This is a genomic window from Opitutaceae bacterium, from assembly GCA_015075305.1.
Taxonomy (GTDB): domain Bacteria; phylum Verrucomicrobiota; class Verrucomicrobiia; order Opitutales; family Opitutaceae; genus UBA6669.
The window spans coordinates 1-22,844 of sequence record JABTUS010000012.1 but is presented as its reverse complement, the minus strand read 5'-3'; the positions used below and the strand labels follow the sequence as shown (position 1 = coordinate 22,844).

Annotated in this window: 20 protein-coding genes and 2 pseudogenes; 2 read left to right on the top strand and 20 right to left on the bottom strand. The window is 56.4% G+C overall.

Annotated features, from left to right (window positions below; genetic code table 11):
- Positions 1-587: 587 nt before the first annotated feature.
- From HS122_19420 to HS122_19360, 13 genes are all read right to left on the bottom strand, one after another.
- A complete protein-coding gene (locus tag HS122_19420) occupies positions 588-1,277 on the bottom strand; it encodes a TcpQ domain-containing protein (protein ID MBE7540565.1) in 690 nt (229 codons plus the stop codon).
- 208 nt (positions 1,278-1,485) lie between these two features.
- The gene (gene tnpB / locus HS122_19415) at positions 1,486-2,829 is read right to left on the bottom strand and encodes an IS200/IS605 family element transposase accessory protein TnpB (GenBank protein ID MBE7540564.1); all 1,344 of its coding nucleotides are present in this window, start codon (positions 2,827-2,829) and stop codon (positions 1,486-1,488) included.
- 176 nt (positions 2,830-3,005) lie between these two features.
- Positions 3,006-4,007 (bottom strand): sel1 repeat family protein, encoded by a 1,002-nt coding sequence (locus tag HS122_19410; protein ID MBE7540563.1) that lies wholly within the window; start codon positions 4,005-4,007, stop codon positions 3,006-3,008.
- Complete coding sequence (gene trbC, locus HS122_19405; protein MBE7540562.1) at positions 4,004-4,783, bottom strand: type-F conjugative transfer system pilin assembly protein TrbC; 780 nt, start codon at positions 4,781-4,783, stop codon at positions 4,004-4,006. Before trbC ends, HS122_19410 begins: the two co-directional genes overlap by 4 nt.
- A gap of 4 nt (positions 4,784-4,787) precedes the next feature.
- A complete protein-coding gene (locus HS122_19400; protein MBE7540561.1) occupies positions 4,788-5,831 on the bottom strand; it encodes a TraU family protein in 1,044 nt (347 codons plus the stop codon).
- Positions 5,828-6,454 carry a type-F conjugative transfer system protein TraW gene (traW, locus tag HS122_19395; protein MBE7540560.1) on the bottom strand — a complete coding sequence of 209 codons (627 nt, stop codon included), beginning with the start codon at positions 6,452-6,454 and terminating at the stop codon, positions 5,828-5,830. The genes HS122_19400 and traW overlap by 4 nt, the downstream gene beginning before the upstream one ends.
- On the bottom strand, positions 6,439-7,164 hold the full coding sequence (locus HS122_19390; protein ID MBE7540559.1) for a DsbC family protein: 726 nt from the start codon (positions 7,162-7,164) through the stop codon (positions 6,439-6,441). The genes traW and HS122_19390 overlap by 16 nt, the downstream gene beginning before the upstream one ends.
- Positions 7,165-7,253: 89 nt before the next feature.
- Entirely contained in the window at positions 7,254-7,889 is a 636-nt protein-coding gene (locus HS122_19385) for a DUF4400 domain-containing protein (GenBank protein MBE7540558.1), read from the bottom strand.
- 11 nt (positions 7,890-7,900) lie between these two features.
- Positions 7,901-9,814 (bottom strand): conjugative transfer system coupling protein TraD, encoded by a 1,914-nt coding sequence (gene traD / locus HS122_19380; protein ID MBE7540557.1) that lies wholly within the window; start codon positions 9,812-9,814, stop codon positions 7,901-7,903.
- A gap of 21 nt (positions 9,815-9,835) precedes the next feature.
- Positions 9,836-10,321, bottom strand: coding sequence for a hypothetical protein (locus tag HS122_19375; GenBank protein ID MBE7540556.1), 486 nt, complete (start codon positions 10,319-10,321; stop codon positions 9,836-9,838).
- Positions 10,321-12,081 (bottom strand): TraI domain-containing protein, encoded by a 1,761-nt coding sequence (locus tag HS122_19370; protein MBE7540555.1) that lies wholly within the window; start codon positions 12,079-12,081, stop codon positions 10,321-10,323. The genes HS122_19375 and HS122_19370 overlap by 1 nt, the downstream gene beginning before the upstream one ends.
- Before the next feature lie 122 nt (positions 12,082-12,203).
- Positions 12,204-12,842 (bottom strand): hypothetical protein, encoded by a 639-nt coding sequence (locus HS122_19365; GenBank protein ID MBE7540554.1) that lies wholly within the window; start codon positions 12,840-12,842, stop codon positions 12,204-12,206.
- Positions 12,826-13,338, bottom strand: a complete 513-nt coding sequence (locus HS122_19360; GenBank protein MBE7540553.1) for a hypothetical protein — start codon at positions 13,336-13,338, stop codon at positions 12,826-12,828. Before HS122_19360 ends, HS122_19365 begins: the two co-directional genes overlap by 17 nt.
- Positions 13,339-13,611: 273 nt before the next feature.
- On the opposite strand from HS122_19360, the gene HS122_19355 reads away from it, so the two are divergent.
- Positions 13,612-14,418, top strand: coding sequence for a S24/S26 family peptidase (locus tag HS122_19355; GenBank protein ID MBE7540552.1), 807 nt, complete (start codon positions 13,612-13,614; stop codon positions 14,416-14,418).
- Here the strand turns inward: HS122_19355 and HS122_19350 are convergent.
- Positions 14,399-14,530: pseudogene (locus HS122_19350) on the bottom strand (transposase). The gene HS122_19355 and the pseudogene HS122_19350 overlap by 20 nt on opposite strands.
- A gap of 557 nt (positions 14,531-15,087) precedes the next feature.
- On the opposite strand from HS122_19350, the pseudogene HS122_19345 reads away from it, so the two are divergent.
- Positions 15,088-16,221: pseudogene (locus tag HS122_19345) on the top strand (IS3 family transposase).
- A gap of 813 nt (positions 16,222-17,034) precedes the next feature.
- On the opposite strand, the gene HS122_19340 reads toward HS122_19345, so the two are convergent.
- From HS122_19340 to HS122_19315, 6 genes are all read right to left on the bottom strand, one after another.
- Entirely contained in the window at positions 17,035-17,379 is a 345-nt protein-coding gene (locus HS122_19340) for a hypothetical protein (protein ID MBE7540551.1), read from the bottom strand.
- Positions 17,380-18,281: 902 nt separating this feature from the next.
- On the bottom strand, positions 18,282-18,428 hold the full coding sequence (locus tag HS122_19335; protein MBE7540550.1) for a hypothetical protein: 147 nt from the start codon (positions 18,426-18,428) through the stop codon (positions 18,282-18,284).
- 102 nt (positions 18,429-18,530) lie between these two features.
- Entirely contained in the window at positions 18,531-19,163 is a 633-nt protein-coding gene (locus HS122_19330; GenBank protein ID MBE7540549.1) for a hypothetical protein, read from the bottom strand.
- 256 nt (positions 19,164-19,419) lie between these two features.
- The gene (locus HS122_19325; protein MBE7540548.1) at positions 19,420-21,135 is read right to left on the bottom strand and encodes a VWA domain-containing protein; all 1,716 of its coding nucleotides are present in this window, start codon (positions 21,133-21,135) and stop codon (positions 19,420-19,422) included.
- 12 nt (positions 21,136-21,147) lie between these two features.
- Complete coding sequence (locus HS122_19320) at positions 21,148-22,239, bottom strand: hypothetical protein (protein MBE7540547.1); 1,092 nt, start codon at positions 22,237-22,239, stop codon at positions 21,148-21,150.
- A gap of 184 nt (positions 22,240-22,423) precedes the next feature.
- A complete protein-coding gene (locus HS122_19315) occupies positions 22,424-22,627 on the bottom strand; it encodes a hypothetical protein (protein MBE7540546.1) in 204 nt (67 codons plus the stop codon).
- Positions 22,628-22,844: the final 217 nt, after the last annotated feature.

The window sequence follows — 22,844 nt, the reverse complement described above, 5'->3', positions numbered from 1 at the left end:
CGGTTACGGTCTTAGAACCCCCGGGAACGTATACATGGAACGAGCGCGTTTCGTTATTGATGATTTCAACTCGCCCATCGTGATAGCGCCAATGCATCCCTATCTTTTGCGAAATATGGTCAAGCAGGGCTTTTAACGACCCGCCTCGCCAATCGACAGGAAATGGCTCGCGTTGCGCGCCCCCTGTTGATGGCGTAGGCGCTCCGCTGCTTTCCTGGGGACGGCGGTGCGAAAGCACGATTTGAATGCCGGTTTGCTGCGTCAGCGAGGTGAGTACGCCTGTCAAATCATCGCTATGCGAGATGTAGACAACTGGATCCTTGAAAAGCCCCGGCAGCTCGGTCCTGCTTTTGATGGCTATCTCGGTGCCGGCCAACTTTGGCGCCGAGGTTCGCGTTACCGCCGCAGTGGTCGCTGATTCCGCCATTCTTGTCTTTTCTTCGACTGCCGCTGATTGCGCCTTGGCAATACCTTCCTTAGCGGGGATCGTGTTGCACCCGCTCGCAAGCACGGTGCCTGCTATCGCCAGTAGTATATTGATTGTCCGTTTCATAAAATCTCCGCTTTAGCCAGGAGTAGGACGATGTTTATCTCACGTCCGACGAGTAGATGTCAGCGACGCGATTACCCTCCCATAATTTCATCCGGATGGGCCTGCCTTCGGAATACAGGAGCTCTACAACCTTCGTGATCGCAGTCACAAAATCACCCGTGAATTCCGCGTCGGCCGCAACCTTCCATGTCTTCTGCATTTGCCAGTTCAGCTGCCAGCCGCTTTTCTTGGCCCACCCCTCCAGCTCCCTGTCTATCTCACGCCCGGCGCGCAAGGTCCATTTGCCGGATACTGTCGGAACTAATGTGCCTGGTTGAGGCTGGGCCGGTTTTTTTGGAGCTGCTGCCGTCTTGCGAACGTCCTGATAGACAGTGATAGTTTGCTTTTCCCAATCGATAACAGCCCTGTTGCCGCTGTCTTCGAGAACCTTCGCCAGGGCATCTGGCCACTCGGCAGTCCTATCCCAGCCGACTACTCCATCAAGCCGCGCCCCTTTCGAGTACCCCCGCCAGCCAGATGGCGTAATGCGCTTGAGAGCTTCGCCGATTGGGATCTCGACCCCGGGGAAGCTCTGCGCTTGGATATGGGATGGTCTACTCCCGATTTCGCCAAGCACATTCGTGGTGTTCCGCTTGGGCCCGGCCGTGATGTCGCTACCCCCCTCGGCAATTCTGAAATCCGCCAACGCCGAGGCAGCTTGAAAAAGGACAGCGATGAGGACCATGATTGAAAATCGCATGACGTTCCCTTACCCAAAGTCTGCGTAAAAATTGCGCATTTATAGCGCCAGTTAAAAGTTTATCGAGGCGGCCTTGTATATTTACCCCGGAAAAACACCCGCTAAACGAGTGAATTCGACGCCTGAATACGCTAACCCACTAGGACGGGTTTGACCTCCTCCCCTTCCTGAAGGAAGGGGATTCCAACTGCGCTCAGGGATTGCATGCCGCACCCCCCTTGGCGCTGGCAGGTTGACGCTTCATCGGCCGGCTTGGCTGCACCGCATCCTCCACGTCCATTCGCGCGGCCGTCCGGCCGGCGAGCACGGCGAGTCCCGCCGCAAGAATGTTCTTCGCCGCGTTGATGTCGGCGTCCTCCGCATGGCCGCAGGCCGTGCAGAGGTAGTGTTTTCCGTTCCGGCTGGCGGCATCGACATGCCCGCAGCAGGAACATTTCTGACTGGTGTAGGCCGGGCTGACCTTGATCACCTCGCCCCCGCGCCAGCCGAGCTTGTAGCGCAGCAGGGCTTCCAGGGCATGCCACCCTTGATCGAGGATTGCGCGGTTGAGCCCGGCCTTCTGCCGGACGTTCCGGCCTGGCGCCTCGGCGCATCCCTTGGCGCTGGCCGTCATGTTGCGGATGTTCAGGTCTTCGAGCACCACGACTGCGGCGCGGTTCGCGATTTGCGTCGTCTCCTTGTGCAGCCAGTCCCGGCGCTGATTGGCGATGTGGCGATGGCAGCGCGCCACGCGCTGCTCGGCGCGCCGCTGCCGGTTCGACTTCCCCGGCCGCACGCCCTTCGGGAAGGGTGCCTTGGGGTCCAGGCCCATCGCCCGCTTCTGCGCCTCGATCTTGCGAGCGACAGCGCGTTGATAGCGCTTGAGACGGTAGGCCGACCGCTTGAGCGCATTGAGCGGGGCAACACGGTGGCCGTTCGAGAGTGCCAGCGTATCGGTGACGCCCCTGTCGGCGCCGATGACCTCGCCGGCGCAGGGTAAGGCTCCCGCCTGCCGCTCGACCTCCGAGGTGATCGAGACCACCCAGCGCCCGGCATCGAGCGATACCGTGATTTGCTTGGGCTGCCCCTCGGGCCGCCGGGAGTTTCGATAGCGCGCCCAGCCGATTTTCGGCAGGAAGACGCGGCCGTTGGCGGCATCGACGTGCTCCGGTTTCGGCTGGGGATAGCGGAAGGAATCCCCGATGCCGTAGCGCCGGAAGGACGGTTCGCCTGCGGCGTCCATCGGGCGCATCTCGCCGCGCTTGACGGCGGACAGATCCTTGAAGCGCTTGGCCCAGGCACGGTCGAGATCCTTCAGGGCCTGCTGCAACACCTGGGAGTGGATTTCCTTGAGCCAGGGGTGTTCGAGCTTCCACCGCGGCAGCCGGTTGGCCAGATCGACATAGCGCGGGGCCTTTTCGCCGCGCGACCGCGCATCGAACTGCAAAGCCAGCGCCTTGTTCCACACCCAGCGACGCGCGCCGGCGAAGCGCCGGAACCGCGCTTCAAGTGGCTTGGCGCGGTGCATTGCGTAGCGGTAGGACTGCAAAACGAGCATCGATCCAAATTACCAAATCAAGGGCAGAGCCGCTGGTTTATTTCGTCTTCCAAGGCCGCTTCCAGCGTCCGCGCCTTATATCCCCGCCCTGAAGGACGGGGTTTTACGGCGCATCTGATAACTACTACCGCGCGTGATTGGCCGGCTGTAGCCGGAGGATGAGCTTGGACGTTTGCTCAACGATAGACTGTCCTGTCATAATTCATCGGCTCTCCCGCCGCTTCTACCGGATGATGCGCACGCCAAATACTTGCATTGCGCTCCGCCTGCTTAAATTGTTCAGTCGTGATTGAAAAGGATCCGCGAAGCATTGGGAGTGACGCGCGATCTTTGAGATAGGGGTTCTGCTGCAGCAGCACTAGCCATTTTGCCGCTTCGACTGGGTTGCTTTGAACAAATATTCCTTTCGCGTGGATCTCCACAAGCGCTGCCATAGCTTCATGGCTCCATAGCCCCGCGGCACGCTCGATCATCATCAACCCGCTCTTTCGGTCACGAGATCCCATCCCGGCGCCGCTGCCAGTGAAGGTATAAAAGCCCGATTTGAAAATCGCATACGGATGCCTTCTGCCAAGGCTTGCCTTGGCAAAGAATCGAGCTGCATCCGCATGCTTGCCTTGTATTTCGGCATGTCTGCCAAGCTGGAACGACGCGAGTTCGTGTCCCTTCCTGTCTAGGCGCACGAATACATCGATGGCTTCCTGTTGCGCCCTCTTGACGCCGCGCCCATGCACCTTTAGCAACGCCAGGTTATAGGCCCCATTGTCTTCACCCCGCTCGCCTGCTCGTTTGAAATAAATCGCAGCTTTGGCTGAATCACGCGGAACCCCTCCCATTCCGTTATCAAGCAGCCAGCCGATGAAGTTTATTGCCCCCGAATGTCCCCTTTGAGCCAACCTTTGCATTTCAGCCAGCGCCTCTGGGTTGGCCCCCGCCACAAGTGTTTCCTGCCATTCTTTGACCTTGACTGCCTCGTCGCGCAAGGAATGTGTTTTGACCCCCATGTCCTTGAGAAACTCCTCCGCACCGCTGCGTATCCAGTCCGCGATGCCTGTCTCATCGTTTGCAGACGCCGGCGCGACCAATCCGGCGACGATCACGCAAGCCAGAAACAGCCGACGGGTGATGACGATGCGCAGCAGCGCCTTTTGACGATGGGTGCGGTATGTTGCTCTCACTTGGCTTCCAGAATGCGCCTGGCTGCCCTTGCTAGATGAGCGGCCCCCTTTATGCCAATTCTCCGCAAAGCGTACTCTGGCGTTACGTCGCCATCGACGCGCGCGTAAACGCCTTCCGGTGCGCATCCGTTATCCATCGCTTTGTTCCTTTCAGAGACAAGCTCAAGGACATATGATGGAACCTGGCTTACCGAGAAGCGTTGAAACAAAGGCGGGTTGATTTGTATATCTCCCACATTGGCAGGATTTAGCCTTTGGATCCTTTGCGCCATCCGCGTCCCCATCATGTCTTCTTCATCCATCGGCCCACGGAATACGGCCGTTACCCCCCAATCAGCCGCAAGCTCGATCAATTGCCTGAGTTTTTTGTCCGGAATGGATAGAGATAAAAATACGTAGAGTTCGCCATCATTCTGCGCGCTGCTCACCGCCCCTTCAGCGGCCACTCTTGCTCCTGAGAGCATTTTCTTAATATCGATTTGTGGCGTGACCTGGTTTTGTTCGGCGAGCCATTTCGGCGACCATACATCTGTGCCTCGGGCCGGTTTAGCTGGCATTGCTTGGGGGGGGGCCTGTACCCTGGGTACTTCCCTGCCCTTGGCCGGGGATGCGGCAGAGGCCTTATCGATAATGGGTTGAAGGCGCCGTAATTCTTCTGCCACCGCGGTATCTGTCGGCACAGGATTTGCTCGCCTGATAGCTTCAAGATCGAGATTGATCGAATCGGAGGCAAAGGATTGCGAGGCCGCCATCATTAAAATGCACACGGCCAGCATTCGATTACTTGGCAAGCTTCCCTCCCGCAAGACAGCAATCTCGTTTTTTGAACACCAGGTAGGAAAAATCTTCCCCTTTGACTGGCCATGTCCTGCCAGCGCCCCATGCCAGCGTGGACCCCCCGAATGTCTGGCAGCATTTTCCATTCAATGTCGGCGTCGCTTGCGGAAGCGGATAAAGCATTGACAGTTTGTAATCTGTATCATCCAGAAAAGGTTGCGGGTAATAGCCGCACAACCCCTTCTTCCCGGAAGTCCCCCAGACGCGCATTGTCCGATGTTGAACAGTAAATGCGCGCTTGGCGATATTCATCGTTACAGCTATCGTGCTGTCCCGCCCGGCGCTTGTGCCGCTCAATGGATAAGTCATGCCGTTGAACCCAACGCTCCAATGCGCGAGGCGCCTTAGCGCCAGGCATGCTTCATCCTCAGTTTCCGTTGTGGAGCAGACCCCCACGGGAACACCTGTCATAAGTGCTTCGATCGTCCCGTACAGGAACGCGTCTGGGTTCAGGAGCGCTCCTATCTGCTCATCAACCCAGCCTGGGTTTACTGCGCTGAAGTCAAGGATGTCGAAGGGCGACCTATCAACGCAAGGGTTGTCTGAAAGAACTTGAAGGAGTTCCAGCACCGGGAAACGGTAAGTGATGTAGTGCAATGAGGTGTAGCTGTGCCCGGTAACCCCCCTTTGCGGTGAGTTGGTCCCCTCGGCGTCCGCCGGCAGACCGAAATCGGAGAGAACCTTGCCCCCTAGCGACGGAGTGCAATACGGATCGGCTGACACGTCTATCAGATGGGATGGTTCCCAATACCCCGTGCTGATTCCCACCCAGCTCATCCCGCATGCGCAGACAAACTTACTATCCTTCGATGAATCGTTATCGTGTTGCCCGCGGCCCCAGATGATTGTGTTGCCCAAACGAAGCGGAAACATGCAACGCCAGCAAATATCGGTGATCGGGTTTGGGAATCTCCCGGAACAAGTTGCGCTGGCCGTATCTGCCGCAAGACAAGCAAACGCAACAATTGCGAAAAGCAGCGCTTTCATTGCTGCCCTCCTTCTGCCAACGGCGGTTCTTCGGTGATTGTCAGAAGGCGGCCGGTTTGCCGAATGACAGCAGGCACGGCTTCGATGCCAAAGCGCCGCGTGATCCACCCCCCCATATCGAAGAACACACGCTTCCCCCAGCGACGACTCAACTCCGTCCATTCTCCGGCAGTAAGAACCGCTTTGCCGCCTTCTGCCTCGATGATGCGCTCCGCCCATGCAACTTGCGCGGGGTCACGCGAATCGAAAAATAGAAGCGGCTGGATGGGTGGCTGGTAATCGAGCGGATTGAATCGTGTCCCCGCGCCAACAAGCACTTGTCCGGTTGCGCCCGTGATGTCCTCGGGCACGACGTAAGTCGGGTCGAATGAGCGATCCCGCCGAGTCGTTGCCTTCGTAACGATGGATGCAGGCGGCGAAAGAAATGTGCCCCCTGCCCGCTCTATCGACTCGTTTTTCCATTTTTCATAGCGCCCGCTATCAACGAACGCTTTTGCCTTGCGCTCGATCATCTCGATCATGTCGGGTTCTTGCACGGGGTATGTCTGCCCATGCGCTCCGAGATTCTGAGCAGCCGCAGGCATTGTCAGCGCAACAGACAGAAGAATCAGAAGTCGAGCCATGCCTCTATAGTCTCTTTCGTCTGGGCTCCGGCCAGCATTTCCCCGTTTGAATTGAACATGACCGGCGTGCCCCTGACGCCCAGAGAGCCGGCAAGCCGGGTATTCCTTTGCAGCGGATTGGGGCATGCGTTTTTTCTCGGCGCCTCGCCGTCGAGCATAAGCGCGTTCCATGCCTTTGCCCTGTCCGCCGAACACCAGATGCTCACGCCGTTTTCAGGCGGCCCGAACATCGCCACCGGAAACGTGTGTATCGTGACATTCTGAATAGATGCCAGGGTTCGCTCGAGTTGTCTGCAATACGGGCATTCCGTATCGGAGAACAGCACGATTGTGCGCGCGCCTGTGCCTTGCACACGAACGATTGCATCCTTATCCACTGGTAATGAAGCGATATCCGAGTTGCGCTTACCGGTTGTCCGCGCCGCCGTCTGGGCCGAGGCTTGTCTTCCGCTGACAGCCTGCGCGGTTAAATCGACCTGGTCCTGCATATCGTAGAGCGCCCCAATGAAAAAATATCTACCATTCCTGGTAACGTAAGCGATGTTCTCCCCCATCTTGACCTCGAACATGCCGGCGATCGGTGTTTCTTTGACGTGATCGAACTGCGTGGCTGGATAGAGGGCCTTGAGTTTTTTTATTACGGATTCCGTCTCGCCGGCATAGGCGATGGATACCCATATTACGGAAGTAAGAAAAAACAGAACGCGCAAGACGGTCCCCCTCTAAATTAGCAGGGATCTACGATACCCCCCTCGTGCAGCAGAACCCCCGCGGAAAAACGCACTAGATTGGGCTGTTTTCAAGCGGACACCTGTAGGTGCGTTATAAGTGAGCGCAGCAGCAGTCCTACGCCGACCAGCAAAGCTGGGTATGTAGCCGACGGCAGGGCTACAGCGACTCCGACAGAGGCTATTGCCAAAGTGAGTACGGTGATGATGATGTGCCAAACAATGTTGTAATGGCTGGGGCTCCAGTAATGCTCATTGAGCGCCAGTATTTTGCGTTTCATTAGTCCATCGAACGCAAGCGCAAGTAATAGTGGTAAAACATAACCGCCCCATAGTAGATAGTTACCAAGGCGCCAGCACATCATGTAAACGGAATAAACCGGCCCGCCGGTGGCTCTAGCAAATGCGCCTTCCTGCAGTTCGAACACCCCAAGGAGCTTGCCGTTGCGGTGCGGCAGTTTTGATATCCCCTTATCTATCGCATCAACCACACGCTCAAGATGCGTTATGCGGGCAATCAATTCGTAGCGCTTTTTCAGATCATCGACCGCATTACGACTGTGCTCATACCCCATAAGGCGCACAGATTCCTCGATCTCGCTATTTAGTGCCTGCCGATAACTTTCGCCAGAAGCTATGATCGGGCTGAGCAGCAGTACCGCCAATGCGAATAGGATGCCTGCAACAGTATGGGTAACTAAGCTCATGGTGTGTACAGTCAGGCGGCGTGCTTGATAATGGGCAGCCGTCCTTTGATGATGCGCCCGCCGCTAAACGATCCCACGTACTGCCAGTTCGGCATCTTACCGAACGTGTCCGGCGGAATAACTGCCTCGAGCTTCTCGTTTACCTTTTCCTGGATGCTCCCCGTGAAATGCGTAATATTTGTCTTCGTTCCTGTTGAACTTGTGTGTGTACGCTGCTTGGATTGAATTATCGTTTCGCCGAAAGTCTCCACGGCATATTCCTGGGTGACTTTATCCTTGAGCCGCATGGCTACCATGTTGTTGAAGTTACCGAGCATCTGGCGGGCCTTATCCATCGACTCGAATCTTGAAGCGAAATCCGGAACCGTCTGTGCTGCCGCGATATTCACTACTCCGGCACCCGCGCTTTTGTTTAACATCGTTATGTAAGGATCGTTGACTACTTCGCTCGATTCATCGACGACAAGGAATATTTTTTCTCTTTCTCCCCTGTCTGGCTCGTAGTTGTAGATTGCCGCAGCCACCGATGTCATGTCGGACAGATACATCGACCCGACCGCCGAAGAAATTGCCTGGTTCGCAAGTGAATCGAGGCCGAAGTACAGGACCGCCTTAGACCGGATAAGTGATTGATTGTCGGTAATGGTGCGAGAGTCCGTAATGTCTCCCGCGTCTGGGGATAGCAGCGGCCCCAATTCCCCAGTTGTCAGCATGGCAAGGATTGGCAGGAGGTTGGCGATCATTTTTCCGTAGTGCGCGCTATCGTGATGATAGATTGTGCTCAGCGCCTCGATGCACTCTTGGCGATGACCGCGCTGGCGCAGCACCTCTGAATAATATGCGACCAACAGTCCTACGGACGCGCGAACATTGACTTCCGATTCCTCCCCTTGCCTGCCGCGCGGCTGTTTGAGCGTTTTGGCGTAACGCAGAACGTCCTCCTCCCATCCACTGGCCAGGTTGGAGTCCATGAATATAAGCAGGCTGCGCAGCAGTAGCCCAACAATACCGTTCTCGACATAACCACGGATGCGTACCAGCGTTGGTTTCTCCCCGACGTAGAGCATGCCAAGAATGATTGCGTTGAGCACCCCCCAAGCGAAATCCCGGAATGACGAGCTCTTGTCTCCTCCCGGCATGAGCGACGATATGCGTGAAGCCAGGTCGGACGGGTTGGTGTAGTTCTTTAGAAGATCGATGCGAATACTCGAGCGCGGGAAGGCCAGATGAATCCGCATAAAATCGTTCTCGCGCCCGGCCGCCTTGCACGCGGCCTTGATCGATGCTTCAAGCGCCTGGTCTCCCTTTGGATCCAGCATGATGACCGTGTGCCCCATCATGATGGCTTGCTCGACAATTATTTCGATCATCCTGGTCTTGCCGCATCGCGTGGTCCCAAGGATCAGGGTATTGCCGACGAAGTTTTGCAGCGGCACATACATATCGCGCTCATCGGGCTCGACGCCGTGTATCCATGGCGCGCCGACATAATCCTGCGACAATGCCGCCACTTGCTCACCTGTCAGCAATTGCTTTGCCCACATGTAAATGGCTGGCGGATACATGACTTCCGGATTCGCGCGTTTCAGTTCGTAGAGCCTTTGAGAATGAACTGCTTGCCAGTCAAATCCGCGGCCAACCCAAACCGCCCCCTTCCCCCGCTTTAACTTACCCAGCAGTTCCTTGTCCGTCAGAAAACTGATGCCTTTGCCGCTTAGATTGCTGGTAATCCCCCAGAGCCGCCAGGCGCGCGCCAGATTCATAACCAGAAAGGCGCTAGCCATGGCGCTAAGCGTCATATATGCCGACGTAGGCAGCGCCAGGGTTACCCAGATGAGCGTCATCAATGCAATGGCAACCACCCATGCTGCAACCGCATAGGCTTCGTAGTTGCGCCGCCATACCATTTCGTATTTGCGTAACATGCCGTGCGCCTCAGTCCGTGTTTATTTGATGACCATCCCGGCCACCCGCAAATCGCGTACAGAACACACATGCCCCATCATGCGTACTATCACAGGGCCCGCGTCGATCGGCTCCTCGCGAAAGACCACCTGGATCGCGCTGACACCGATCATCTCCATCCAGTCCATGAGCGGCTCCTCGCATTCCCAAATCTGCCAGCTCTCTTCATCGTCCTTGGCGGACACCCTGACCGCGCACAGCGCAATCGCTCCGCCCTGTACCGCTTGAAGGAAGGCGCGTGCCCTGGATTCTGCCGGCGCTGCCTGATAATCCAAGATTGCTTTGGTAAGAGTGCTAGCCAGCAGGTTTGCCCCGCCGCACTCAATATACGGGGATAGATACCAACACAGCTTCAATGCCACGCTTTGAAGCGCCGGGCAGTCCTCCCAGATATGCCCCGCCTCCCCTGTTAGCCGGCAAAATCGAAGCATGCGCGACAGTATCTTGGCGGCCTCCTGTTTGCGCATCAAGCTACCTTGAAGCCAAGCGCGGTTGCTATGTCGCGGCGCAGAATTACCATTTGATCGCGGCCTCCGTCATGCTCTACCGCATGCATGTTGCGTAGCGGCTTCGTTGCGTCCTGCCATAACCACTTATGATTACTTAGATCTTCTATAAACGACGGCACATGCACGCCATGCGATGAGAGTTCCTCCAGAGAAATGCCCAGCCCGTTAGGAATTGCGGCAACGTGGCCGGTAAGGCCACCTTCCTTTGTTTTAACCAGGATGACTCTGATCATCGCGGCATGCTCAGGCTTAATGGCCGCGAGAAGTCGTTCGCCTGCCGATTGTGGTGGCTTGCCTGCTGCAGCTGTCTCCTTGCCTTCTTTTTCCTGTGCTTGCGCAGGCTCGGATGGGTCGAACAATCTGACTTGACGCGGATCTTCCTCTTGTTGCACTTCCGCCTGCCCTGTTTTGTTCTTTTTTCTTTTCCCAGGCTTGGGCGCCGTCTCTTCTTGAGCGCTCTCCCCTATCTCTTCTTCGGGTTGTGCCAGTAGTAGTCGAACCCCCAAATATTCGTCCAACCGTGTATCGCGCTTGAGAATTATTGCAGGGTGTGCCAGCTTGACTGCTGTATCACAGGGCTGCATGGCATCAGGACGAACAACTTCCCAGAATGGTTGGCCTTTATTGAGTATAAAAACTCCTGCGCTGCACAATAGCTCTGCAAGCGTGTCCGGATGGCGCGGAACGCCCGCGAAATGATCCTTCCGCATCAACTCCGTAATGTCTTCTGCGGCGCGGCTCCAATCAAGAAATACTCCTTCCGCCCCGATGAGCACAACGCTTTCAGCGCGGTTTATAGCCCATGATGATTGCGCCAGGCGGCGCATTGCATCTATCAAGTGCGGCTCAAGATGGAGGCCGAGCTTCTGGTGCCCGTAATTCATTGATGAAGACCTCAGATCCTCCTCGATTACGCGCGTTATCAATGGTGCGATGATTCTAACTATCGGGTTGCCGGCACCGAATGTGTCAGAACCAGAGATAGCCGCTGTCATGGCAGGCACGATATCGCTATTGTCTTGCGCTAAATACTGCATGATTTCGTGGGGGATAACCCTGCTGGCCAAAAACGCAGCTGCGCCCTGTGTACTAAAGACGGACGATTCCTCGTGCCAGCGAATGAAATATCGTTCGAGGCGTTCCGCTTTCCCCCACGAATAGAGCGGGCTTAGAAAGGGTTGCCATTGGCGGCCGTCCTGAGCAAGCACGGTCATCGAGCACAGCGGCCTGTAGATTTGACTACACAGCCCTGCGTGCAACGTCGCTAGCGCCCACCTTGGTTGGGTGAAATGTCGTCGTTCTATCCCGCCGCCGATTGGAAAAACGGATGCATTAGCCCCCTGAATGGCATTGAGCCCGATTTCCAGCGAAAACCGAAAGAGCCCTCCTGCCAGTTTATGGTTCTCAATTGCAGTGGCAGGCAGTAGGTGAATGCACGAGGCCAAATTCTCGATTACCGGAAGTACCAACCGCTCGTACTCTCCTTTTGATAGGCCGCTTGCCCGGTAAATTCGCTCGATCAACTCCTTTTGCGATTGCAGTATCTGCTCGATTGGTTTGAGTGGAATTCCTGAATCGAAGGGGGGGTATCTTGGGACATCTTCCAGTGGATCCCCCCCCACTGGTGGAATCTGCGGGCCTGCGGGAGGAGTTATGGATCGCGAAAGCCCGTTGTTATCGGGCTTCCACCCAAGGATCTTCCATAAAATGCTCAGCATGCGGCAAATTATCGCCTCTGCTGTTGATGGAAAATACGGCTAATAGGGCATGCGGCAGGGGGGGATGGTGGGGTTTAGGTCAAGCCTTGGCGCTTGTACTTGCGAATTGAAAGGTCTGATGTTTATGCGGCTACTGTCCTGTTTTGGTAGTTGCTAATACAGGTCTCAAGGCGCCGCTTATAGGTCTTCTGCATTGTCTCAAATGGACATGGTTGGGTGGCTAGTTCTCGCGTCTTGTTCACCAGGTACTCACGGTCGCAATGTTTGCAGTGGATGAGCCCAATGTCCGCATACTCAGCGACTGACGTACCGCCTGCCAGCACCAGTAAAGCGAAAGCCTGATTGATGTCCAATCGCTTAATGTTAGCGCTTTGGGCAAGTTTTTCTGTTTGGCGTTTATATTCTTCGAAGGCTTGCAGCAGCAGCCACCCCTTATTCATGGGTTGGCTGGAAAGTTTGGCGATATCGAGATAGCAGCGCAAAAAAATGCTGCCTTGTATGTTCCAGCTTGTCGCGGAACCATGGGATCCATTCCGTGCCGTCGTGAAGAATGTTGCCTTGCCTTGCGTTGCTGGCCCGCAACTGGCCGGCGTGCCATGCAGCAAGAGATATAGATCGCGCGTGTCTTTCTTTGTAACGCCAGTGTAGCGACGCACGATTTTGGGCTTGGCGCCGTAAACGATTAGCCCCCTGGCAAGAACGAGCAGGTCGGCCCGCCAGGTTGGATCGTTGCCAGGTAGTTGTTCAGGGATGGGCCGCATAACGAGGTCTCTGCCCGGTTATTGCTGCCGTTGCATGGTGGGATGCGATGCAGGCAGCAAAGTCGGCTTTGAAGAACGCGAGATCGATATCAGCCAGACATCCTTGGTAAAGGGTTGCTAGGCGCATGATTTGCGCCCCTGACAGGTTGGAAATAGCAATTGCCATTTCCCAGTCAATATTGATTTCCAACAACCTGTGGAATTGCCCCCCTTTGATCAACAGGGAGACAACTCTGAGGTAATGAAGGTAATTTTTATTGACCGAAATGATTTCGATCGAGTTGTGGGCGCTGGCGCCTTCCTCTGATAGAAGATGGCGCATCATCTTTATATCGATGCGCAGCCTCCCGATACACCGCGGAAGATAGGTGAGATAGTCGCGTTGAGCTTGGTTGAACTTCCCTACAGCGAATTCCGCGAGCTTTAGATTGATGAGAGCCAGATCATCCATTTCCCCGCCTCTTTTAAGAAAGCGCTTTGGTGGTTGATTTTCCATTCTTACTTTACGGGAGTCAATACATTGCGTCCATTATTATTATTGTTTAGGTCTTTATAATTAATTATTTTAGCATTATCTAATTCGTGAAATATGTCACACTTCTAATTATCCTTATTTATTTCATAGTGTTAAATTGTCCCGCCGTGACGCCCGGGCTGGCATCATTATATTTCCCAAATGGAAAAAGCATTAAAATGCATGTTAGTTAATACATTTTGGGTGTATTGCTCCAGTATTCTTCCTGCCTCATACATGGATTAAAATTCATTTATGAGTATCTCCCCCCTTCCGGAAACCGGGCCACTCCTTTTTGCGCCTCTTGCTAGTGATGAGGCTTGGGGTGAAAACGTCAGGAAGATGTTTGCAAGCAACCTGCGTAAGGCATTGGATGGTGGCGGCTACCCGGCCAGTACAAACGGCGCTGCAACAATGCTGGTTTCCGCCCTAAAGAACCGTATTTCCATTTCAGCGGCTCAAAAGTGGCTGCAGGGCGAAAGAATGCCTGATGCGCCTTTATTGCTCGAACTGGCGATTCTCTTGAGAGTCTCCGTTGATTATCTGCTCAGAGGTGAGAGCCTCCTTGCAAATGAGGGAGCTCCCTCCTCAAAGCTCACCCTTCTGGAGCGTGCAGAGCGCTTACAAATAGCGGACCAACTGGTGTTGTTACCAAGGATTGCCTGTTATTCCGACAAAAAGGATCGCAAGCTGATCGCTTTTACAAAAAGCTGGTTAAGCGAAAAGTTCCCCGGGGTGCTCTACGACGATATCGATTTACTGACAGCCTCCAGTGACCACATGGAGCCATACATCCGCAATGGCGACGAGATTGTTTTTTGGCGCTTTCCGCGGCACCTGGAAGACAACGGTGTTTATTTGCTGCAGATGCGGCATGGCAGGCTAATACGTCGGATACGCCAGATGGTATCGAGTGACGAATATGAGATATCGTGCGACAACCCAAGGTATCCATCGGAGAAGGTGCCTTACGACACATTTCCTTATCCCCTTACTAATGCGGCTTCGGGGGAGTTGGCTATCGTAGGTAAAGTCCTGGCGGTTATCGGAGTAATGCGGTGATGCTGCCAACAAGATCGCGATGACCAGTGAAACCACATGCCTTGCAGGCCCAGACGCGCCCGCTCGGTTTGTGCTTGTGACCACATTCCGGACAGCGGCTGGACGTCCCCGTTCGTGCCGCTGAAGCTCGAAATGCCGGCCTGTCTGCTCTTGTGAGTCCGGTAACAGCTGTCGCCGCCCGCCTTTCATCACCGGCTAAAGCTCAGGGGAATCCCCGGCGGGAGATTTAAGTTTGGGCGGCATCGGAACAGAAAGCACTCCCTCTGCACGGCCTACACCCCGGATGCTCCCTGGTCTGAATTGGATCGAGAGTTTACGGCGCATTTGCTAAAGTTCCCGGTCCGGCCTAGTTTCTGCTCACGCATTTCGGTTGTGATGTCCATCATGGCCCCATAAATACGCACCACAACCCCGCCAACAACCTCGGCGTACCCAAGACTTCTGGCCCAAAACCTATTTCCTCGAGCAGTAATTTTTTCTGCCTTTATGTCCCAGGGGAGGCCTAACTCCTGCGCATTATGCAAGGCGTCGCGAACCATGCCCTGGTATTCCGGAAGGAAGAATTGAATTGCGCGCTCAGAAGTGGCTCCGCAAATTTGAACAACGGCATAAGTGGGAACTCTGGGTATATTGACGGACCGAAGCGGGTCCAAGACCGAGGAGTTTCTGATGTTGAAGAAGAAGAAGGCATCTGGGCGGCGCACGCGCCGTACCCACAATCCGGCGTTCAAGGCCCGCGTGGCCTTGGCCGCCCTGCGTGAAGACCGGACGATGGCAGAGTTGTGCGAGCAGTACGAACTGCATCCCAACCAGATCACCGAATGGAAGCGGCAGCTGCTTGAGCGCGCCGCGGAAGTCTTTGATGCAGGAGCGCGACCTGAGCCGGTGGATCTGGCGCCGCTGCACGCCAAGATCGGCCAATTGGCGCTGGAGAACGATTTTTTAGAAAGCGCGCTCACCAAGGCGGGCCTGCTGAGCGCAAGAAGATGATCGACCGCAACCACCCCCTGCCGGTGGCCCGGCAATGCCGGATTCTGGAACTGGCGCGTTCCACCGCCTACTACACGCCGCAACCAACCTCGCCGGAAGACCTGGCGCTCATGCGCCGCATTGACGAGCTGCACCTGGAGTACCCCTTCGCCGGTGCCCGCATGCTGCGCGACATGCTCAGGCGCGAAGGCCACGAGATCGGGCGCAAGCACGTGACGACGCTCATGAAGAAGATGGGCATCGAGGCGCCCTACCGGAAACCGAACACCAGCCGGCGCCATTCCGCCCACCCGGTTTATCCGTAACTGCTGAGGAATCTTGCCATCGAGCGGCCCAACCAGGTCTGGGCGACCGACATCACCTACATCCCGATGCGCCGCGGCTTCGTCTATCTGGTGGCGGTGATGGACTGGCATTCGCGCCGGGTGCTCTCCTGGCGTCTGTCCAACACGCTTACCGCCGAAGCCGTGCATGCCAAGCCATTGACAGGCGTTTGCCCGCTCTGTGTGCCGGATCGTCAACACTGACCAAGGCAGCCAATCACGGCCGAGGAATTTGCCAGCGCCGTCCGCCCGTGGCTGCAAGCTGTCCATGGACGGGCGCGGCGCGGCGCGACAACGTTTCGTTGAGCGCCTGGCGCAGCGTGAAGTACGAGCGGAAAATTCTCAAGGCCACGCGAGTGTGAGTGCGGCTCGCGCCGACATCGCCGACTACCTTGACTGGTACAACGCGAGCCGTCCTCATAGCAGTCTGACTGGCTCACGCCGGCGGAAAATATCTGGCGGCGTTGCGCCACCAAAGCAGGCCGCGTAACATGAACGCCCTGGTGCGCCCTGAGTTGCCCACCGCGTCGGTCGGTTCGTCGCAAGCGCCGACCGACGCCGTGGACAACTCTGCACCTGCGGCAACCCGCCCGGTGCCCACTTATAATCGGGAAAGTTGTTCAAACAACCGGAGCCACTTCTCTTTGGTAATGCTTATCTCCTGAGGAGTGGTTTCGTGCAGCCGATACATCCCGTCTGTCCAATGCAATACACCGGACATGCAGTCGATTTCCATCCGCTGCTTCCTGCAATTCTTTCTGCTTGTTGCAGAAGCCGCGCGTTGCGCTGCTACGTGTTATATCGCGAAGGTCCAAATATCCATCCCATCCTGCATGGTTCCAGCAAAGAACAAACACTTTGTATATCCATCACGTGATGATGTTTATGCGTGCGTGACGGAAGGATTAACTATAACTGCTGTTTCGTAATACTCCCGCATTTGCGAAGCATTCCCGGATGACATCTGCGGAACCAATCATCCAGGGCTTTGGAAGTTCGGTATTCTTGTACCCTGTTAGATTTGCAGTGCATTATAATGTGCAAGCGTTCTCTATTACGACCGCCGCTCCAATAGGAACCCTTCGCAGAACCGCCGATAGAATTTCTCGCTTGCGGAAATGCCTATCAGATGATTTTCTCGATCCGTGATGTCAATCGCAGCCCAATAATCCCGGCTGGCTGACCATCCCATCCGCGGCCGGCTGCGGCACAACATGCGCCGAATCCCGTCCGCATGATGTTTAACTGCGTAGGTTAATTGAATTCCTCGAGCCCTCGCAAAGGCACTGGTCTATTTTCGCTGTTACGTTCCCCAGCTGTTTTCGATGAAGTCCGCCTGCCAATCATTGACGGGCACGGACTGTTCCTCACTGCCTCGCCCGGTCATCCCTGCATAGACCCCATCGAACGTCACGATGCCGCGCGCGATGTCATATTCCATGTGCCAACTCCAGCTGTGTTTGCGCCAAACAGGCTGGTCGCGCATTTTGCGATACCGCTCGATCATCCGGATTAATTGTGCCTCTGACGCCTTTTGCGCAGAAATATCTATGCCCGCTCCCAGAATGCGGGTCGCCCTTCCTTCGTTGTTTCGCACAAATGTTCCGCGCGACTGGAACCAACAGTGCTTTCCGTCTGATGCGATCATCCGGTATTGAATCAGAACTCATTCTTGTTGTTGCAAATGCAATCATCGATTGTCTCGCGCGCAATAACCCAATCTTCTGCTACGAACAATTCTTCCCAAGCCCTCAGCGAGCGCTCCGTTTGCTTATGGTGTAGCCCAGTGACGTAGCATCGATTCTGATACCTTGATGAACCCTTTGCTACATCCGTCTCCCATAAAATACACCGCCATAATCAACGGCCATCGCCATTTTAATAGAAATTCGCATTCCGCCAGCCTGTCGCAGCGCATGCTTTCTGAGCTTATTTTTGAACTTGATCACGGAGAGCCATTACTTGATTCCTAGAATTGGACACCTTGAGCGTCCGATCTCAACAAATAATTACGGCATCGGATTTAATGCGGTTAATTGATATTTAATGCTGACCTATTATTTTTACTTATCCTCTTTATTTAATCTGATACCGTTACAAGTTTTGGATATTGATCATGGAGGCTAGACGGAGGAATCACCACAAACGTGCAATCTCTTGACTGATTTACCGCAAAACTACTGGCATTACGATGCTTCGCATCATGCAGCGCTGATCGTGCCGTGTTTGCGACCAGCCCGGCATCGCGCGCCATGTCGGTCAATCGCAACCAAGCTCTCTTGGTGACAACGCCTGCCTCGAACCGATCCAGATACTGATCGATTGCGTGCGTAGTGATTTCAGTAGGCCCGATGCCGCCAACCTCGATCAAACAGGGTGGGGCCAACAATTTCGACCCGCCCGGGTCTTCTATGGTGATCCTGGTTGCCCACATCGGATTTTTCGGATTTCAATTACCGCCCCAATAAGCGCGTCCTCAAAACATCGCATAAGGAACAAGATGCGCCTTGTCTGAGTCATGGCGCTGCAGCTTGCGAATACTGCCAAAGCTCATTTCAAGGCGTAGCCCTGCTCCATCTTGTTGTGACCGCAGGCATTGCGCTCCTCGAGCAACAGACGCGCAACCGAAAGTTCGGCGGCCACCGCGGCATCATCCATCGGAGGCATCGAAACTTCGAAGCAGCCAAAGGTCTGCATGCCGGTTTTCAGAACACCAGAATCCGTTCTTCGTTTGTTTGTGTGCAACTGCAGATTATTCAAAACCTCCTCTTGTCGGTTATTTACTTTAGAAGCGCATGTTTAGCACCTTGCCTTTTCAAATTCGCATTCAGCGACAGGCACCGGAAGCGGCATTGCTGCCGTACCCTGCTCCTGTCTCCTTGCGCGTTTTCGGCGTCTTTCCTCCGGCGTTTCGAGTTCCTCACGGTACGCATAAAGGTTGCGAGCCGCGTTTTCGTCGCGGTCCATTTCGTTTCCGCAGTCGCAGCTCATCCAACGAGCTGACAACGGCATATCGCGCCGGCGCAGGGCGATGCAGCGCTGATCGACGATCATGCCCGCCAGGCGCAGGTTCGGCTTGCGATGCCGGGTAAGGACGTGCCGCATGACCGTGCGGGCAAGCCGGCGCACCTCGGGCGGAATCGGAGTGCCATCCTTCATCGTCAGCACCTTCGGGTCGTACCAGGCTTGCCAGCGGTTGATTAAGTGCAGCTGGTCGTAGCTGGTGCCGAGCACGTCGTAGCCCGTGCGGCTGACGTCATGCCGCTTGCTCGGGCGGCCGGTGGTGAAGACCAGGCGCCACTGTTCGCGGGCCTGGGCGACGGCCGTCTGGCGCCAGGCCTTCATGAGGGCGCAAACCTTCGCCTCCTTGCCGGCGTTCATGCGGTGCGGCAGCAGGTCGGTGCGGTAGATCGCGGTCTTCTTCGTTGGCATATCCTCGATCGTCTCAAATCAGGTGGGGCGTTTCAGGTTTTTCTGATGATCCGCCCTGTGCAATCCAGGGTTGGAACCAACCTCAGTTCGCACATAGCCAGAATTTCTTGATGTCCATGCCCAAAATGATAAATCATTGCTTCGATTGCTTCGCTAAAGTAAATAGTTCGTGTTTTTTTAGCACAACCCCCCAAGGTGGTGTTAAAAAAAACCTCCCATCCCCCCCCGGTATGGGAGGGATGGAAGGAATTGAATGTTACCTGTCTTGCATGGACGCCCTGATGAGGCGAACCATGGCGCCGGAGAGCTGCTGCACACTCTCCAGCTTGGCGGCGCTGCGCTCGCCGAACACTGGCGATGGATCGACGCCGATGCCCAGCCCCACGACGTTGATGCCAGAAGCACGCGCTTTGTTGATCATCTCGCGCGTAGCATCCTTGTCATTTGGCTCGCCGTCGGTGACGACCATGACCAGCCGCAACGATTCTTCGCGGCGCAGCACGTCGGCAGCGGCAAATAGTATGGCTTCGGCCATCGGCGTCCCGCCGCTCGCTGTCAGGCTGGAGATACGCCTGGCCAGGTTGCGCGAAGATTCCTCCCAGCGCTTAACAACGGCAACGCCGTTGTGGTCGCTAACGCCTTTAGCATTGCCGTGCACGGGGAACACCGCGACATTGGTCTTGATGCCCGGCACGTCGAATGCCAGCATCGCCGCCAGCGCCGCTTGTGCCGCGCTGCCGATAAGACGCGACATCGAGCTTGACCTGTCGATGACGATCGAAATGGCCGCGTTTAGGTCGATTCCTTCGTCTTCTTCAACAAAGATATCGCCTCCTACCGGCGCCAAGTGCAGACTTGAGGCATCGATGGTCAGGCCCGAACGGACATGCCGCAAGTCGGTCTGCGCCGCCGAATGCATCCAGTGCAACGTCTTGGTGCGGATTGCGTTGATCGAAGCCTTCACGCCGGCAATGTCCGCCGGCTTTTCGGCCAGCGGCAACTTCCAGACGTTAGGCATCGAGGTGGCGCGCCCGCATTTTTGGGTAGCAATCTGGTTCAAAGACTCCTGCAGCATGCTGCCAAGATCCTGGGCTACCTGCTCGTTGCCCATGCCCAGCAGCTTGCCCAGGCCGTCGGCGCCCGGCCCTTGCGAACCAGAGGCCGTGCCTGCGCCATCGTCTCCTGCGCCGGTTTCCTGCGGGCCCTGTTCTGGCTCGCCGTTGCCGGCTTCCTGAGAAGATGCCCCGCCCGCTTGCAGTTGTTGTGAAGGAGGCTTGCCGGAAGAGTTGTCCTGCTTTTTATCTTCCTTCTCCTTCTCCTCCTTGATCATCTTGATGATCTCGGCGGTCAGGTCGAGCGCGTCCCGCGTGGATTCGCAGTCGGCGATCTGGTACATCAATCCATCCAGGCGGATACGCATGCCGGCTGGAAACTTCTTGGGCATCGCCGCGGCCGCCGTTTCCAGCACCGGAGCAATGCCTTTCTGCTCGAGGATGTCGTGGCGCAGCCGGTAGAGCATGTACCACTGCATTACTTCTGCTTCCGACATGTGCTGATCATCCACCTTGCAAAAACAAGGCTGCTTGCCCGCCATGCCCGCTTCCGCGAGCTGGCGGACCAGATCCCCTAGATATTTCCTGGCCGCCGGGAATCTGCGCACTGCGTAGAGCTCGATGCGAATATCCTCGAGAACGCCCATGATGGCGCGCTCCAGCGGTGTCGCTATGGTCTGCCAGTCAGCGAAGTCCGTTTTCAGGATGTGCGCCGTCTCGTGGTAGAGGTAGGCGATAGCCTTGACGATTTCGCTCCAGGCTAGCAGCCCGTCCGGCAAGGCCGGCAGCGTGATGCTCGAGCCGTCCGTGCAAGCGCCGGCGCCCCTGTAGATCGGGATACCAGTCTTGTCGGTGATGAAGCCCGCTACTGCTGGCAGCGCCGCCCAAAGGGCGTCGCTGCGAACCAAGGGCTGAGTCATTTCACCCCCCCCTTAGATCAGGCGCGCAGGAGCACGCACACGGGGTGCAGCTGGCGCCATGGGCAGTTTAGGCAGCGGAATGCCGCCGGGCCGCGTCATGGCTGGCACAGGCCGGGTGGCCGGCTTGGCGGGAATGCCCGCTTTTGCCTGCTCCTCGATTCGTGCCGACTGCATCTCCGGCTGCGGAGCCGGGACGGCAGGCGCTGGGAAGAGGATATCCTTGGCAGGCTGCCCATTGGCGTGGCGCGATGCCGCGTTGATGAGGTCATCGGCATCGGAGAGCGCCTCGACCAGCTTTGCCAGCCGCGAAAAAGCATCGTCCTGGCCAACGTCCTCGATGTAGCCCTCCTGGGGAAGCCCCGAGAGAATTTCGCCGATGAAGCCTACCGCGCCGCCTACCAAGCGCGGATCGAGGAACTCGAGCCCACGCATTTTGGCCACCGCCGCCTTGATGGGACGCAGGGTTTTCTGCCCTGCACGGCCCTTCTTGATCGCCTCGCTCTCGGCCGTTTCCGTCATGGTGGCGGCCACTTCCTCGAACAGGCGCCGCGCCAGTCCGGCCACGATGCCCTCGATGCCTTTGGCCGGATCCTCGCCTTCCCGGACAACCGGGTTGATGCGGAACAGGCTGGTGCCGAAGCGCATTTTCGCCAAGGCGTCCGGTTTGGCCACTTTCAGGCCGCGAAGAATCGTCTCGGCCGTCGGGTTGCCCGCGACATGGCGTTCGAAGATCGCGTCGTAATCGCGGTCGAGATTGACGAGCTCGGCATCGAAGTCGGCCTCGGCCTCCTTGATCGCCTGCTCTATCTCGGGCAGAGCGTCCTTGGGCACGGCAAAAAGGTTGCCCGAGCCCATGGCTTTGACGCCCTTGGCCCCGATCTTGCGGAAAAGGGCTCGGCGAACGGTCTGGAACTCCTTGAGCGCTTCATTCGGGAAGACCTTGATGCTGCCCTCCGTCACCGCGTTGCAGTCCGGAAGGTTGCCGCCGAGCTGCTTGATGGTCTCGCGAGTAGCGCGGCGATAACCGGCATAAATGCCAATGTTCACCGATACCAGTGCGAGTTTCTCGTCCAGAATGGATGAGGTAATTTGCTGTTGCTGCATGGTGTGCACTCCATGTTCGCAGGCGACACCTCCCCTTGCGGGGTTCGATGCCTATCCCCGCGGGGTTTCGATTGACGGCGCTTGCGGCGCCATCGCTTGACTTCGCCTGTTGGCAAAGTGTCTCCGCTTGACGCGGAAAAGAGGTCCGTCGTTCGACGGCTAAAGTGCCTCGTTCGAGGCGAAATCAGTGCAGGACGATCTCGACGCCATACTCCATCATGGATTCCCGGGCCTGGGCGCCGCGCCAATCGTCGTTGAGCGCCTCATCCCAAATGGATTGAGCCTCATCTTCCGGCATGCCCTGCGAGAGGGCGGAGTGCATGAAGTTTTGTTTGCAGAATTCGGCGCCCACGGGACGCCCGTTCAGATAAAAATCAGCCACCTGCATTTCCTGCCTCCTTTCCTTGTTTGCCTTTGCGCTGCGGACTCGGTCGAATCCACATGGAAAAGACGGCCGGACCCCGAAGGGCCCGGCACGTAATGACGTCAGCCGCAGGCGCCCATGGCGCCGCACGACGTGCAGTAATCACAGCCATCTTTGCGTATGACTGCATGCGCGCCGCACTCGCCACAGAGCTTTCCTGCCATTGCTGCCGCCGCGGATT

Coding starts and splice junctions, on each gene's coding strand:
- HS122_19375 (MBE7540556.1), bottom strand. CDS start 10,321: ATGCGCAAACAGGAGGCCGCCAAGATACTGTCGCGCATGCTTCGATTT.
- traD (MBE7540557.1), bottom strand. CDS start 9,814: ATGTTACGCAAATACGAAATGGTATGGCGGCGCAACTACGAAGCCTAT.
- HS122_19360 (MBE7540553.1), bottom strand. CDS start 13,338: ATGGAAAATCAACCACCAAAGCGCTTTCTTAAAAGAGGCGGGGAAATG.
- HS122_19355 (MBE7540552.1), top strand. CDS start 13,612: ATGAGTATCTCCCCCCTTCCGGAAACCGGGCCACTCCTTTTTGCGCCT.
- HS122_19420 (MBE7540565.1), bottom strand. CDS start 1,277: ATGGTCCTCATCGCTGTCCTTTTTCAAGCTGCCTCGGCGTTGGCGGAT.
- HS122_19365 (MBE7540554.1), bottom strand. CDS start 12,842: ATGCGGCCCATCCCTGAACAACTACCTGGCAACGATCCAACCTGGCGG.
- HS122_19400 (MBE7540561.1), bottom strand. CDS start 5,831: ATGAAAGCGCTGCTTTTCGCAATTGTTGCGTTTGCTTGTCTTGCGGCA.
- HS122_19335 (MBE7540550.1), bottom strand. CDS start 18,428: ATGCAGACCTTTGGCTGCTTCGAAGTTTCGATGCCTCCGATGGATGAT.
- HS122_19340 (MBE7540551.1), bottom strand. CDS start 17,379: ATGATCGCATCAGACGGAAAGCACTGTTGGTTCCAGTCGCGCGGAACA.
- tnpB (MBE7540564.1), bottom strand. CDS start 2,829: ATGCTCGTTTTGCAGTCCTACCGCTACGCAATGCACCGCGCCAAGCCA.
- trbC (MBE7540562.1), bottom strand. CDS start 4,783: ATGCTGGCCGTGTGCATTTTAATGATGGCGGCCTCGCAATCCTTTGCC.
- traW (MBE7540560.1), bottom strand. CDS start 6,454: ATGGCTCGACTTCTGATTCTTCTGTCTGTTGCGCTGACAATGCCTGCG.
- HS122_19320 (MBE7540547.1), bottom strand. CDS start 22,239: ATGCAGCAACAGCAAATTACCTCATCCATTCTGGACGAGAAACTCGCA.
- HS122_19370 (MBE7540555.1), bottom strand. CDS start 12,081: ATGCTGAGCATTTTATGGAAGATCCTTGGGTGGAAGCCCGATAACAAC.
- HS122_19330 (MBE7540549.1), bottom strand. CDS start 19,163: ATGCCAACGAAGAAGACCGCGATCTACCGCACCGACCTGCTGCCGCAC.
- HS122_19325 (MBE7540548.1), bottom strand. CDS start 21,135: ATGACTCAGCCCTTGGTTCGCAGCGACGCCCTTTGGGCGGCGCTGCCA.
- HS122_19385 (MBE7540558.1), bottom strand. CDS start 7,889: ATGAGCTTAGTTACCCATACTGTTGCAGGCATCCTATTCGCATTGGCG.
- HS122_19315 (MBE7540546.1), bottom strand. CDS start 22,627: ATGCAGGTGGCTGATTTTTATCTGAACGGGCGTCCCGTGGGCGCCGAA.